Source organism: Burkholderia sp. FW306-1C-G01B (assembly GCF_058781685.1).
Genome location: NZ_JBYSWZ010000009.1, coordinates 367,757 through 381,229, shown reverse-complemented (window position 1 = coordinate 381,229; position 13,473 = coordinate 367,757). Strand labels below are relative to the sequence as shown.

The following is a 13,473-nucleotide window of genomic DNA, read 5'->3' as shown; positions in this document are numbered from 1 at the left end:
TCCGCTTATTCGTTAGGTGGACACGATACTCCCAAGCGTCTCGGTCAAACTCAAGATGGGTTCGCTAGCCGCTTACGCTGAAGCTCATCCGCTACGTCGAGAACGGCAACTGGCCGATCAGCAACAATCCCTGTGAGAATGCGATCAGGCCGTCCTGCGTCGGACGCCGCGGATGGTTGTTCAGCGATACCGTCGATGGTGCGAACGCGAGCGCCAATCTCTATACGCTCGTTGAGACGGCGAAAGCGAATGGCATCGACCCGTATCGCTATCTCACCTGGCTGTTCCAGCGGCTCCCACTGGCGACGACTGTCGCCGACTACGACGCGCTGCTACCGTGGAAAATGCTTGCCGATATGCATTGACGTTTCATGAAGCACTGAAACGACGTGGTCTAGATCAAGTCGACAATGGGGGAACCTGTCCGCATTTTTGTGGGCGAGGCGGTTGAACAGCGCGTTATCCGCGCGCCTGCATAAATCGCTCGCCGAACAGGATAGCAAACTGGTTCATCGCTGATTTCCAGTCGAAAGCAGCCCGCACAGTCTTGGCCAGCACATTGCGCAGCGCCAGCCAGAGCAGCTTGATCGCCGCCTCGTCATTCGGGAAGTGGCCGCGCGTTTTGATGATCTTGCGCAGTTGCATGTTCAGACTTTCAATGGCATTCGTGGTGTACACAACCCGTCGAATTTCCGGCGGGAACACGTAGAACGGTACGACGTGCTCCCATGCCCGCTGCCACGATTGCACGATGGTCGGATATTTCTCGCCCCACGGGCCATCAGCGAAGTCCTGTAACGCCTGCCTTGCCGCTTCTTCGCTGGCAGCCGCGTAGATCGGGCGCAGTGCTGCGGCGAGCGCCTTACGGTCCTTGTAGCTGGCGTATTCGAGACTGTTGCGGATCAGATGCACGATGCAGGTCTGAACGGTTGTCCGCGGATAGGCTGCGCTGATGGCCTCGGTCAACCCTTTTAGACCATCGACCACGGCGATCAGGATGTCCTGGCAGCCGCGCGTCTTCAGTTCGTTGAACACCTTGAGCCAGAACTTGGCCCCCTCGGTCTGCTCGATCCAGAGCCCCAGCACGTCGCGCTGGCCGTCGGCCTGAATGCCCAGGGCCAGATAGACAGCTTTGTTGCTGACCACGCCATCGTCACGGATCTTGACCCGCAGTGCGTCGAAGAACACCACCGGATACATCGTTTCGAGCGGGCGGCTCTGCCAGCTCAGCGCCTCGGCCATCACCTCGTCGGTGACCGAGCTGATGAAGTCGGGCGACACCTCGGTGCCATAGTGCTCGGCTAGAAATCCCTGAATCTCGCGCACGCTCATGCCGCGGGCGTACATCGCGATGATGCGTTCGTCGAAGCCGGTGAAGCGGCGCTCGTGCTTGGGAATCAGGATCGGCTCGAAGCTGCCGTCACGGTCACGAGGCACGTCGACCCGAACCGGGCCACGATCGGTGATGACCGTCTTGCCGCTGGCGCCGTTGCGCTCGTTGGCCTGACCGAGCGGCTTGGGCTGGCCAGGCGGGTAGCCAAGATGCAGATTCATCTCGGCGCCCATCGCCCGTTCGATAACCGCTTTGTTGAACGCCAGCATCAGATCCTGCACCTCGGCCGGCGACATCGGCCCCTTGACCAACTGGTCCAGCAGTTCCTTGGGCAGCTCAGGCAGCGGCCCGCGGGCCGCTGCCTGACGCGCTACAGTTTGCCTTTTCTTCTTCATTGGCATATCCATGACTTTTACACCTCATGATATGCCTCGCCCACGAAATCACGGATAGGTCCCAATGGGGTGTTGAAATACTCCTTCGACTATCATGGAAACTCGCAGCATCAGCCTCCCAGTTTTATATTTCGGTACACCTGTCGCCCTCGTTTCCAGCCTGAATCCAGACGGCACAACGAATCTTAGCCCGATCTCATCCTACTGGGCGCTTTCCAATACATTAGTGATCGGCTTGAGCGAGATCGGTCAATGCCGTCGTAATCTGCAACGATGCGAGGAATTGGTACTCAACTTGCCAGACGCACCGCTGTGGGCAAACGTCGAGGCCATCGCCGCGACTTCCGGGTCTGAAGCCATGCCTGAGATAAAGAAGCAGATGGGGTATCGATTCGAACGCGATAAATTCAAGCGTGCAGGGCTCACCACGAAAGCTAGTGAATGCATCGCTCCAATGCGAGTCGCTGAGTGTCCGATACAAATTGAAGCGAGCCTGGTCCGCATCCATCGGATAGGTGACGAGGCTGACGCCATGATTGCCGCCGAACTTAGAGCACTACGGATACATGTGCATACCGAACTGCTATCCCCCGAAGATCGAATTCATATCGAGCGATGGCATCCGCTGTACTACGTCTTTCGTCAGTACTTCTCTCTTGGGGCGCACCTAGGAGAGAATTTTAGAGCCTAGCACGCGGCGGCGCCGTATGCCCCTTGATTCCGAGGGCGTCCTAGATGGATCGCATACGGTGGATCGCAAGGAAGCAATTGTCGAAGCGAATCGCGTGCGGAACGCGCGCAAGCACTTTGGTGACCACGAGCAACCCGAAATCATCGCCGATCTGGAAGAGGCGGCCCGCTGGATGCTCGAACGGGTCTGCGAGAACGCGTACACCCTGGAGCCGGATGTTGTCCCGCGCTTGGTAGCGTTTGGTGAGTGGTACCACCAGACGCTCGTCGAGCGCCACGCGGCGCAGCAAGCAACAGGTTCGACCTAACACCGTCAAAAAAGCAAAGCGTGGGCGAGCGTGGCGACCGAATCAAGTGCAATGGTCGAAGCAAGGACGAGGCATGCCGAATACTCGGTCCTGCGGGGGCGGATTGTCGAGCACATCTTCGTCGGCGAGGCCATGCGACGGCTTTGGCAGCTCGGCCTCCTGAACGTCGAGATCCTCCGTGCGGAGTTCGATTCGAGCGGCTATGCACGTAACGCCGGCCGCGGTACACGACAGCCAGCCGTATCTGGATCGACTGGAACGGCAGCGCAAGCACTTCGAGTTCAAGGTGGACGCGGTCGGGCTGGATGTGGGCTACTTCACGCCAGCGGTATGCCAAGGGTTGGAGGAACGCGGGATTGCCGGGGTGATGGACTATCGCACGCCGAACCACAAGCCGGGCATGTTCTACAAACGGCAGTTCCAGTACGACGCATATCGCAACGAATACGTGTGCCCGCAGGGGCAGGCGCTGCTTTACAGTACGACCAATCGGGCCGGCTATCGCGAATACAAATCCAATGCACAAATCTGTCGGCACTGCCCGGTGCGGGCACAGTGTACGAACAGTGCCAACGCGGTGAAGGTGGTGACGCGTCACGTCTGGGAGCGGGCCAAAGAACGGGGGGACGCGCGACGTCTGACCGAATGGGGCCAGCGCATTTATGCGCGGCGCAAAGAGACCGTGGAGCGCAGCTTCGCCGACGCCAAGCAACTGCATGGGCACCGTTATGCCCGCATGCGCGGGCTACGCAAGGTCGTTGAACAATGCTTGCTGGCCGCGGCGGCGCAGAACATCAAGAAGATCGCGATGCTGGTGGCCCGGAAGGGGAAAAAGGGGCCAGCGGGTCCCGATTGGCGATTCGTACGCATGCTGCTGCGTCTGGTGAGCCGTTTGCCCAGCAGATTCGACTGCTCGTTCGCGGCGAGTCTGTAACCCTGATTCCAGAAAGACAAAACCCCACGCTTCGAAAAACGTGGGGTTCGTCAGCAGTCTGTGCCCGTCCTGCAAAGGACGGGCTGTTTTTGCATTGCCCTGCGCAGAATGCGTAAATTACGTATAATACGCATTCAACAGTCCCCGGAGGTCGCCATGCCAACCATTACTGCAACCGATCTGGCACGCAACACGCGCCAGATCCTCGACCAGGTCGCGCAGCGTCGCGAAACCGTCGTGGTCGAACGTAATCAGACCGTAATCGCTCGCCTGGTGCCGGCCGAACCCGTCATGAACGCAGCGCAGGCGCTCGAGGGCTTGCCGCAAACGCTAGGCGCCGAGGACGCGGCCCGCTGGCTGCGCGATAGCCGCACTGGCTTCGAAGATGGAGTGCGTGACCCGTGGGCGTGATCATCGACAGCTGCGTTTGGGTGGGCTTGGCAGGTGGTGCAGTTGAGCCGCGCGCCGTGATCGACACTGCTGGCGATGCGCCGGTGTTCATCTCAACGGTCTCGCTCGGCGAACTGGCATTCGGCGTGCACGCATGCGCGGACGCCGCTGAGCGTGCGCGGCGGGCCGCACACCTGAGGCAGCTCGAGCGCCGGCCGGTGCTCGACGTCACGCGCCACACCGCGGCCGCGTTCGGCATACTGGCAGCGGCCGTTAAGCAAGCCGGCCGCTCGCCGCGTCCGCGCTATAACGATCTGTGGATCGCGGCGCAGGCGATCGAGCACGGCTACGTGCTGATGACGCTGAACACCGCGGATTTCGCGGATTTGCCAGGGCTGACCGTGTTGGTGCCGGCAGCGGCGGCCTGATCCATACCTACACCACAGGAACTCATCCACGATTGAAGTTCGCCGCCTGGAGGCGTACGACGTCCGGCACGATTTCCGTCTGGTCGACATTGTGGTCGAGGCGCGCGAAATGCGTTGCCTGCGCGTGGCCTACGAGCGCGCGCCGTATTTCCGCGAGGGTTTCACGCTGTCGCTCGAGGAAGGCATGGCCGAACAGCTGGCCGTCTACCTGCCGCGCATCGATCTGGTTAGCCTGGTTGCCGCCGGCGTGGGCGAGACCATCAAGCCGATGCTCGGCCGTGCGCCGGCGCCGCACGAACAAGCGGTGATCGCCGATGTCGTCGCAAGCACCGTGCTCGACCAGGGCAGGCCGGCGCAGGCGATGGCGTTCGCGATGGGTTTTGGCAGCGAGTGCGTGTTTTCCGAGACTCGAGGCGATCATCCGGACTACGCCGCGCTCGGCGCCGAGCTGCGCACTCCCGCGGTGATCGCGATCCTGCAGGAAGCCCAGCGGGGCCGATGATGCGCTACGCGAACCGCGCCGCGGCGTCGGTGGCCTTGCTGACGAAAACCGAGCCCAAGCGGGTCCGGCGGAATCTCGCCACGATCCGCGAGGCGAACGCGCGAGCTGAAGCAATGCGGGACGAACGTGCGTTGGCGGACCGCCACCGCGATTCGCCGGCACTACAACGGATCTGCGACGCACTCGACGCTGCACCGTTCGCGATCGTCGACCGACCGGTCGCGCTCGATCGCGAGCTTACCGCCGCGACGTTCGGGTTGCGCCGCAGCTGCGGAGATCGGATTTATGCCGACGTGCCGCTTACCGCGCTGGTCGGCCTGTTCCATCGGGCCACGACCTGGCGGTCGCTGCTGAATGTGCTGTACCTCGCGCTCTTCCTGCGAGACAGCGCTCCCGCCGCGCTGGACGGCTGCCGACGTGCGGAGGTAGCGCTCGACGACTGCATCCGGCGTGCGGAGCGGGGCGAACCCTGGTGCCTCGCCGATGATGAGCGGCAAGCGCTCAAGCAGTTGGTCGTGACGCACGACGCGCAGCTGGCTGCGGCGCCGGCGCACCGTTACGTGGGAACAGGGGCAGCGTGTCATGGCGTCCGGCGGCCGCTCGCCGATCCCTGCCGCGGCCTGACACGGGAGTACAGCCATCATGTCTTCTACCTTTGACCGTCCCGCCGCGCTGTCCATCGTGACGTCCACGCTCGCCGACGCGATCGCGCGCGATTATGTGGACGCGCCCCCGATCGACGGCTACGCAGGGACCGGAGTGCTGGCAGACTGGGCGCCGGCACCAGGTCGTTGTCACGAGCAGGTCGAATGCTGGCTGGCAATGCATCCGGCCGACACGCCGGTGCGCGGCTGGCTCTCTGATGGCGGGCAACGATGCGCAACAGCGCTTCGTGTCGCACTCGCTGGTCCGCACGGCGGCCGGCGAGCTGCTCGATGTCGCGTATCCGCAGCCGCCATACGTCCAGCATTTCGTCGAGCATCCGGCGGCCGCCGGCGACTTTCTCGCCCTGGTACTGGGCGAGCCGCCGGTGCCCTACGTCGACGTACTGCTACCTGACAGGAGTTGAATCCGTGGCCCGTACCTCCGCCAAAAAACCGCCGGCCCGGCCGGCTCCCCGCCACGTCGACGCCGTGGTGTTCTCGGTCGCCATGTGCTCGGGCGATGTCGAGGTGATCGGCATCCCGTTCGAACGCCGGGGCCGGACCTGGGCCGTGCACGCCATTGTCGGGCTGCCGACCGACGCCGCGCCGTGCTACACGAATCCCGGCCGACCCTCCAAGAGCTACTTCGATGCATCAGGATTGGTCTCGCTGCTGGACACCCAGCGGCCCTTCCAGTGCGCTCAGTGAACCGCCGTATGCGGAACCGCACGTACGGTGGTGCGAGAGGGCGACGGGGGCAACCCCGTCCCCTACTCGATTGGCGATTCGGGCGTCTTCGCTGGCGGTCTTGGTGACCTTTTGCGGCAGCTTGCGCTCGGCCGCTGCGAGCCGCACGCGCAGCAAGAAGAGTTCGGCCTCGAGCTCGCCGGTGCGGCGATTCCCGTAATCGTGGATCGCCGACACGATTTCGCGGCTGGCCGGCGCGGCCAAGAGCGCCACATCGACAGCCTTCGGGATCTTGACAGTGCCGCCCGCTGCGCGCTCGAAGTACAGCTCGCGGAACGTCTCGATGTCGATATCGGCGCCGTAGAGGCGCACGTACTCCCGGTAGTCGGCCTGAATCTTCGCGGAGTAGCACACGACTGCCTCCCATGGACGTCGCCGTTTCAGCAGAGTATCCCGCCGCATGGCAGGCGCTGTCACCGAGCGCAAAGCATGCGGACGTGCCGGGGCAGGCCTCTTCTTGCTGACTCGTTGGCGATCGCGGCGAGTGACCAGAGGTCGGCAGCGCCGGGGATCTCAGTGCGTCTCTACAAGAAAGGCGAGCTTCAGCTGCAGTGGAGCTCGGATCCGCGGATCCAGGTCAGCACGATTCCTATCGGGAGGGGGAGCGTTGCTGCGGTCGTTCATCATCGATGTCAATGCAATCAATGCAAATGAAACTAGATGTATGCTGCTGGCCTGTCGCTACGAATTCACGGTTTGCTTGCCGGTGATGGCTGAAGCAGCTTCCGGATACGAAGCAGTAAAGAATTGCAAATTGCAACAACCACATCGTATGGTGACAATAAAAAATAGAATTTTTCGTAGAGGGTCGATGGCGGCGATCGTGCAAGCCGCTGTCATTTCAACTTTTATCGCACTTAGTCTGATCTATGTTGGGGACGTTATGGCGGAAGAAAGCACGCACAAGATTGAAAAATCGAAGGAATTTTGGATTAAAAAGCTTGGTCTGGCGCCGCACCCAGAGGGTGGGTACTTCAGATACGAGTTCGGTTCAGATGTGGTCCGAAAAACAGCGAGCGGAGCTGAACGAAAAGACTATAGCGGAATATATTTCATGGTGACGCATGATAGTCCGTCACACTTTCATCAGATGAAGTCCGATGAAATATGGTATTACCACGCTGGGGATGCGTTGACTATGCATGTCATCGATGAAGCTGGGAAGTACCGCACCGTCCGTATCGGCCCCAATCCGGATCGTGGGGAAGTGCTATCCGTGGTCATGCATGGCGGCTGGATTTTTGGCGCGTCGGTTGATTCGGGTGATTATACTTTGGTTAGTTGTACGGTCGTGCCGGGATTTGACGAAGCTGACTACAGAATATTAATGCAGTCGGAATTGTTGGAAAAATATCCAGAAAATCGGAACGTCATACTGAAAATGGCATACAAAAATTTTCCCAAATAAAAGGCGGGCGTGGTGTTGAAGTGTTCTGCTTTCGTGGTTCGATAGTCGTTTGCGCGGATGAATTTTGGACGGGGTCAGTCATGTCAATGGTGAACGGTATTCCAACCTGCCAAGTAGAGGCGATCTTCCCAAAAGATGGTGGGAAGCGCTTGTCGGTGGCAAGAGTTCGTGTGAATGACACACAGGTGTATCGCTAAAGCTTCCCGTTGGGGAGCTGCTTGAGGCGGCCTGGATTGAAAAATTCTCTGTAAACGATGTCGCGTTACTTGCGACGGTGAACGCCAACGACGTTCGAATACAGAATATCACTGAGCGAAAGCCGCATTTTCCATACGCGATAATATATCTCACGGCGCTATTTAGCGTCATGCTGATAACTACCAATCTGATCGGGCAACTCGACGCGAGCCTCTCGTGACGGCTCCGTCACGGAGCTGACTATCTCGCCCGCGGCTTGTTCGCGCTGATACTTGGAAATCCACGTCCGAACGAGGTTTGGATTGATGTCGTGCTCCATGGCCGTCCGCGCGATCGACACCCCTGGCTTCAGACACGCCTGTATCAATTCGCGCTTCGCATCCTCGTCGTACTTGCGCCGTCCGTCTCGCTTGCGATCGACCACCAATCGGCTCTGCAAACCTCCGTGTTGCTCGTTCATGCACACCTGTCCACGCTCATTGAACATGGACACGTAGCCTCGGTGAATCAGCCTCGCCGTGCAATGGCGTCATTCAAAGAGCGCTTACAAACCATTCTCCCAAGTTTCAGCTGATCCGAAAGTTCCAGAGCAGGTCAGAGCGAATGCTACTAGCGGTTGAGCACCGAAAACACCAGTGTGCCGGAGAACATCAACAGTACTACCGACGCGGCGCGAAGCAGCGTTGCGGTATATACGACCATCGACCTGCGCGCCTTCAAGAGGCCGCCGATGGTCAACCACATCGAACCGATCGTGACGGCGAGCGCTGTGAAGACCGAGATAGCGTAGAGATAGAACGGAACCGATGCGAAAGCTTGCTTGGGAAAGATCGCAGTGGCGAACAAGAGCGACTTCGGGTTCAGGGTCGTGGCAACGAACATGTCGCGAAAACCGATTGGGCTCAACTGCATCTCATCGAAGTGCGGGCTTTTCCACAGGAGCAGGGCGAGATAAAAAATGTAGGCCGAACTTCCCAGCTTCAGCGCATCGTAAAGCCAGGGACGCGTGGCCGCGAATGCCGCCACGAAGAAGCCCCACAGCGAGATTGCGAAGGCATACCCTGTTGCCTCTGCGACCAAGAGGCGCCACGATTGCTGGAAGCCTACCTTGATACCCGAGGACAACAATAGAGTATTTGTCGGTCCGGGCGTGACCAGGACCAGCGAAATATAGAGCGCCATCTCCAGTATGGCATGCAATGTCGGCATCTTACCTCCTTGGTATTGTTGATGGTCGCCATCCTCTGGGACGGACCGTCGTATCAGCGGTTATTCATTTTGCATACCGACAGCGCTCGCTGGCGGGCGGGACGTTTTCGATTGTGTCGCGGAGAGCGTCGCGCCGCGGGCCACCTGCCTGCGTGTGCGTGCCAGCCCGGCGGCCATGCGAATCAGGAACTGCCGGAACCTGTCGATATAGACGAACACGACCGGCACCACGAGCAGGCTCAGTGCCGTTGACGTGATCAGGCCGCCAATTACGGCGACAGCCATCGGCCGGCGGAAGCTGGCATCGGCGCCGAAGCCCAGCGCGATGGGAGCCATCCCAGCTACCATCGCCATCGTCGTCATCACGATTGGCCGGGCACGCTTGTAACAGGCGTCGAGCAGGGCCTGATGGAGCGTCAGGCGGTTGCCCCGGACATGCAGGATCGCGTGCTCGACGAGCAGGATCGAATTCTTGCTGACCACGCCCATCAGCATCAGCAGCCCGAGCATCGACGGAACGCTGAGCTCGTTGCGCGTGGCCAGCAAGGCCAGCAATGCGCCGCCGATCGACAGCGGCAGTGCGGAGAGGATTGTCACCGGCTGCAGCAGATCGCGAAATAGCAACGCGAGTACGCAGTAGACGCACAGTATTCCGACGGCGATGGCGGTCACGAAGCCGCCCGCAAGTTCGCCCTGCAATTCGGCATCGCCGTCGGGAATCAGAGCCACCCCAGGCGGCAGCGCAAGCACGGAGGGTAGCTTGTAGGCCGCCGAAATTGCATCGCCGAGATGCATCCCGTCCAGATCCGCACTGATGACGATATAGCGGCGGCGGTCGCGGCGGTCGATCCTGGACGGGCCGCTGCCGACGGTCAGGGTGGCGATCGACGCAAGGGGAACGGTGCCACTTGCGGTCGGGATACGGAGATTGGAGACCGTCGATAGATCGCGCCGATATGCGTCGGGCATGCTCACATTGATGTCGACCTGGCGATTATCGAGATCCAGCCGGGCGAGGTTCGTGCCGAAATCACCGCTGGTCGTGATGCGCACGATGTCGCCGATCGCCTCAGTGCTGGCGCCAACGTTGCTCGTGCGGTCGAGATCCGGGCGGACGACGAGTTCGGGCCGTTCGAGATTGGCCGTTGAATTGACGTTCGTCAACGACCCGACACCGCGGAGTTCGCTTTCGAGTGCTCGGGCGGCCTTGTTGAGCGCCCCGTCGTCGTCGCTTGCGAGAATCAGGCGCAACTGGTCTCCCGCACCGCTGCCGCCGACCGTGAAGCGTGCGCCGGGGATGCCGGACAGCGCGCGGCGGGCCTGCGCTTCGATCTCGGTCTGATTCGGACGTGCGCCGCGCGGTGCCAGAATCAGCGTCAATTCACCGCTGACCTTGTTGACGTTGGCGAAGACATGGTCTACGCCCTTCAAGGTCGCCAGCGCCGCGCGTGCCGTTTCCGTCATTGCAACCGTGGACGCCAGCGAACTGTCTGGGGGCAGGCTCAGCGTGACCCTGGTGCTCGAATTGTCCGTCGCCGGCACGAAGCCGCTGGGTATGAACGGAACCAGCGCGAGTGAGCCGACGAAGTACAGCGCCGCCGCGCTCAGCGTTAGCTTGGGATGTGTGAGGCACCAACGGACGGCGTCGAGGTAGCGCTGCATCAGGCGGCCGTGGCGCTCGCGATGCGCGGGCCGGTTGCCGAGCAGCGCGATCGCCAGGATTGGCGTCAGGACGCGCGCGACGAGCAGCGACGCGAGTACCGCGATCACGGACGTCCAGCCAAACTGCACGAAATAGCGGCCCGTGATGCCGCCCATCGTCGCGGTCGGCAAGAACACGGCAACGAGCGCCATCGTCGTGGCGACGACGGGCAGTGCGATTTCATGGATTGCATCATCCACCGACCGTCGGATCGATTTACCGTTGCGTCGGTGTGCCTCGATGTTTTCGACTTCGACGATCGCGTCGTCGACCAGAATGCCGATCACCACGGCCAGCGCGAGCAGCGTGAGCGTGTTGAGGGAGAAACCAAGCCACGACATGGCCGCGAACGTGGGCAAGATCGACAGCGGTAGGGCACATGCGGCGACGAACGTGGCGCGCCAGTCACGCAGGAACCACCAGACCACGATCACCGCGAGGAGCGCGCCCTCATAAAGCATGTGCATCGAACCGGAGTAGACGGCCCGTGTGGCCGTGATCGAGCCATCCGTGGCTAGAAAGCGGACGTCGGGGTGGCTTGCACCCAACTGCGCCAGCACGTGGCTGACCTGCGCGGCGATCGCAGTCTCGTCATGGCCCATCGCTCGCGACACACTGAAGGCGACGACCCGCTTACCATCCAGCAATGCCATCTGCGTGCGTTCGGCGTGCGTATCGGCGACCGTCGCGAACTGGTCGAGCCGGACCGTCCGGCCATCGTGCAGCGTGAGCGGAAGAGCGGCCAGCTCACTGGCCTCATGGACGGTGGCGATGACCCGGATCGACTGCTCGGACCCGCCCAGTTCGGTGCGCCCGCCCGACGACTGTTGCTGCATGTCGCGCAGCGCCTGCGATACGTCGGCCGCGCTGATGCCCAGCGCCGCCATCTGGGTCGGATCGACTTCGACGCGCACCTGCCGCTGCATGCCGCCGACGCGCCGGAACGCGCCGACGCCAGGGATTGCCTGCACCGCGCGAGACACGGTGTCGTCGACGAACCAGGACAGGTCGCGCTCGTTCATGCGCGACGACGAGACCGCGTAGACGAGTACCGGATCGCCAGACGCATTGACCGGCGCGACGACGGGCTGTTCGAGACTCGCAGGTAACTGGGGACGTATGCTGTCCACCGTGTTCTTGCACTCGATCAACGCGCTCGACAGATCCTTGCCCAGTTCGAACTGAACCGAAATGAAGACCTTGCCGTCGGTGACGGTCGTCAGGATGTGCTTGACCGACCCGAGCGCGGCGAGCGCATTCTCGACCTTGCGCACTACCTCGGCCTCGAGCTGCGCAGGCGCCGCGCCGGGTTCCGTCAACGTGATTTCGACGGTCGGCAACTGCACGTCGGGCCATGCCTGCACCGGCAGCCGCATAAAGCCTGTGATGCCGGCCAACGACAGCAGCACGAACAGTAGGATGCCGGCGACGGGATTGCGGATCGACCAGTTGGCGAGATTCACGATGCGCCTCCGGCCTGGGCGTTAGCCACGCGCACCACGTTACCGTCGTTCAGGAAGCCTGCACCTTGTACGACCACGCGACGGCCACTGTCGAGCCCGCGCAGGATCTCGACTTCATTGCCGATCCGGCGGCCCACCGTGACGTTCAGGCGATCGACGTTCGGCGTCGCGCTGCCGTCGTGCAGCGCGAGCACGTAGTTGATCCCGTCACGCACCACCACGCTCTCGGACGGCACGACGAGCGCCTTGCGCCGTCCGACCGACAGCTGACCGCTCGCGTACATCCCGGCACGCGCGTGGCTGCCGGGGGCGATGTCTGCGTAGACGAGCGCGAGCCGTGTCTTCGGATCGAGCGAGGGTGCGAGGCTTCGGACCCGCGCATCAGCTCTCGTTCCGTCGGGCAACGACAGCACGACTGTATCGCCGATGCCGATCTGGGCGAGCTGCGAGGCTGTCAGTTCGCCGCGCCACTCGAGCCGGTTGCGGCGGATGAGGCGAAACAGCGTCTGCCCCGCCGTGACGACCGAGCCGGCGGTCGCGTCGCGCGCGCTGATGACGCCGTCGTCCGGCGCGCGCACCTCGGTGTTTCGCAACTGGATGCGTTGTTGCTCCAGGACAGCCCGCGCATAGTCGACTTGCGCCTTCGAGGTACGCGCCTGGGTGACGTACTGGAGGACTTCCTGCTCGCTGATGCCGCCGCTGTCGCGAAGTCCGGCCATTCGAACTCGGTTGAGTTCGGCCTGCACGGCGGTGGCCTCCGCCTGGGCGAGCGTGGCGACCGACTGGCGTTCTTCTGCGCGCAGTCGTTCCGCGTCCATGCGCGCGAGAATCTGACCGCGCTTGACGATGTCGCCAACATTCACATCGACCTCGGTCAGGCGATAGCCGCTAACCTCGGCGCCGACGCTGGATTCCTGCCAGGCTGCAATGGCACCGGACGCACTGACCGTGACGGGCCAGTCGACCTCGCGCGCGGCTGCGGCCGTCACGGTGAGCGCGGGTTCGCGTCCAGGGCGCGGCGCCTTGTCGCCGGCGGGGGCGGATGCGAAGGCGTAAATGCCGGCGCCAATGCCCACCAGCACGCAGGCGGCGGACAGTTTCACGAGTCGGATCATTGCGGGT

At 62.0% G+C, this 13,473-nt stretch carries 15 protein-coding genes and 2 pseudogenes; 11 read left to right on the top strand and 6 right to left on the bottom strand.

Going from position 1 to position 13,473, the window contains the following annotated elements; translation table 11 throughout:
* Nucleotides 1-80: 80 nt before the first annotated feature.
* Nucleotides 81-365, top strand: a pseudogene (locus AC3WLY_RS20315) (transposase domain-containing protein); the annotation flags it as partial.
* A gap of 94 nt (nucleotides 366-459) precedes the next feature.
* On the opposite strand, the gene AC3WLY_RS20310 reads toward AC3WLY_RS20315, so the two are convergent.
* A complete protein-coding gene (locus AC3WLY_RS20310; protein WP_492332712.1) occupies nucleotides 460-1,734 on the bottom strand; it encodes an IS256 family transposase in 1,275 nt (424 codons plus the stop codon).
* Between the two features lie 88 nt (nucleotides 1,735-1,822).
* Here AC3WLY_RS20310 and AC3WLY_RS20305 point away from each other — a divergent pair, with 88 nt between their 5' ends.
* The 9 genes and pseudogenes from AC3WLY_RS20305 (at nucleotide 1,823) to AC3WLY_RS20265 (ending at nucleotide 6,332) form a co-directional block, all read left to right on the top strand.
* Complete coding sequence (locus tag AC3WLY_RS20305; protein WP_175959430.1) at nucleotides 1,823-2,419, top strand: flavin reductase family protein; 597 nt, start codon at nucleotides 1,823-1,825, stop codon at nucleotides 2,417-2,419.
* Nucleotides 2,420-2,477: 58 nt separating this feature from the next.
* Nucleotides 2,478-2,726: a hypothetical protein gene (locus AC3WLY_RS20300; RefSeq protein WP_492310501.1), complete on the top strand. Its 249-nt coding sequence runs from the start codon at nucleotides 2,478-2,480 to the stop codon at nucleotides 2,724-2,726.
* Nucleotides 2,727-2,931: 205 nt separating this feature from the next.
* Nucleotides 2,932-3,660: pseudogene (locus AC3WLY_RS20295) on the top strand (transposase); the annotation flags it as partial.
* Nucleotides 3,661-3,816: 156 nt separating this feature from the next.
* Nucleotides 3,817-4,071 carry a type II toxin-antitoxin system Phd/YefM family antitoxin gene (locus tag AC3WLY_RS20290; RefSeq protein WP_124619309.1) on the top strand — a complete coding sequence of 85 codons (255 nt, stop codon included), beginning with the start codon at nucleotides 3,817-3,819 and terminating at the stop codon, nucleotides 4,069-4,071.
* Nucleotides 4,062-4,478, top strand: coding sequence for a type II toxin-antitoxin system VapC family toxin (locus AC3WLY_RS20285; RefSeq protein ID WP_175959428.1), 417 nt, complete (start codon nucleotides 4,062-4,064; stop codon nucleotides 4,476-4,478). Before AC3WLY_RS20290 ends, AC3WLY_RS20285 begins: the two co-directional genes overlap by 10 nt.
* Before the next feature lie 109 nt (nucleotides 4,479-4,587).
* Nucleotides 4,588-4,980, top strand: coding sequence for a hypothetical protein (locus tag AC3WLY_RS20280; RefSeq protein ID WP_175959427.1), 393 nt, complete (start codon nucleotides 4,588-4,590; stop codon nucleotides 4,978-4,980).
* The gene (locus tag AC3WLY_RS20275) at nucleotides 4,977-5,639 is read left to right on the top strand and encodes a hypothetical protein (protein WP_492310502.1); all 663 of its coding nucleotides are present in this window, start codon (nucleotides 4,977-4,979) and stop codon (nucleotides 5,637-5,639) included. Before AC3WLY_RS20280 ends, AC3WLY_RS20275 begins: the two co-directional genes overlap by 4 nt.
* Before the next feature lie 203 nt (nucleotides 5,640-5,842).
* Nucleotides 5,843-6,049 (top strand): hypothetical protein, encoded by a 207-nt coding sequence (locus AC3WLY_RS20270; protein ID WP_492310503.1) that lies wholly within the window; start codon nucleotides 5,843-5,845, stop codon nucleotides 6,047-6,049.
* Between the two features lie 4 nt (nucleotides 6,050-6,053).
* Nucleotides 6,054-6,332 carry a hypothetical protein gene (locus tag AC3WLY_RS20265; RefSeq protein ID WP_492310504.1) on the top strand — a complete coding sequence of 93 codons (279 nt, stop codon included), beginning with the start codon at nucleotides 6,054-6,056 and terminating at the stop codon, nucleotides 6,330-6,332.
* Here the strand turns inward: AC3WLY_RS20265 and AC3WLY_RS20260 are convergent.
* Nucleotides 6,279-6,725 carry a hypothetical protein gene (locus tag AC3WLY_RS20260; protein WP_492310505.1) on the bottom strand — a complete coding sequence of 149 codons (447 nt, stop codon included), beginning with the start codon at nucleotides 6,723-6,725 and terminating at the stop codon, nucleotides 6,279-6,281. The two genes, AC3WLY_RS20265 and AC3WLY_RS20260, sit on opposite strands and share 54 nt — an antisense overlap.
* 310 nt (nucleotides 6,726-7,035) lie before the next feature.
* Here AC3WLY_RS20260 and AC3WLY_RS20255 point away from each other — a divergent pair, with 310 nt between their 5' ends.
* Nucleotides 7,036-7,779, top strand: a complete 744-nt coding sequence (locus AC3WLY_RS20255; RefSeq protein WP_492310506.1) for a cupin domain-containing protein — start codon at nucleotides 7,036-7,038, stop codon at nucleotides 7,777-7,779.
* A 355-nt stretch (nucleotides 7,780-8,134) separates the two neighbouring features.
* Here AC3WLY_RS20255 and AC3WLY_RS20250 read toward each other — a convergent pair whose 3' ends face one another.
* The 4 genes from AC3WLY_RS20250 to AC3WLY_RS20235 all read right to left on the bottom strand — a co-directional run bounded on the left by AC3WLY_RS20250 (nucleotide 8,135) and on the right by AC3WLY_RS20235 (nucleotide 13,466).
* Nucleotides 8,135-8,437, bottom strand: a complete 303-nt coding sequence (locus AC3WLY_RS20250) for a transposase (RefSeq protein WP_244137208.1) — start codon at nucleotides 8,435-8,437, stop codon at nucleotides 8,135-8,137.
* A 149-nt stretch (nucleotides 8,438-8,586) separates the two neighbouring features.
* Nucleotides 8,587-9,186, bottom strand: coding sequence for a LysE family translocator (locus AC3WLY_RS20245; protein ID WP_175959425.1), 600 nt, complete (start codon nucleotides 9,184-9,186; stop codon nucleotides 8,587-8,589).
* 60 nt (nucleotides 9,187-9,246) lie between these two features.
* A complete protein-coding gene (locus tag AC3WLY_RS20240; RefSeq protein ID WP_492310507.1) occupies nucleotides 9,247-12,351 on the bottom strand; it encodes an efflux RND transporter permease subunit in 3,105 nt (1,034 codons plus the stop codon).
* Nucleotides 12,348-13,466: an efflux RND transporter periplasmic adaptor subunit gene (locus tag AC3WLY_RS20235; protein WP_310140783.1), complete on the bottom strand. Its 1,119-nt coding sequence runs from the start codon at nucleotides 13,464-13,466 to the stop codon at nucleotides 12,348-12,350. Before AC3WLY_RS20235 ends, AC3WLY_RS20240 begins: the two co-directional genes overlap by 4 nt.
* Nucleotides 13,467-13,473 lie beyond the last annotated feature (7 nt).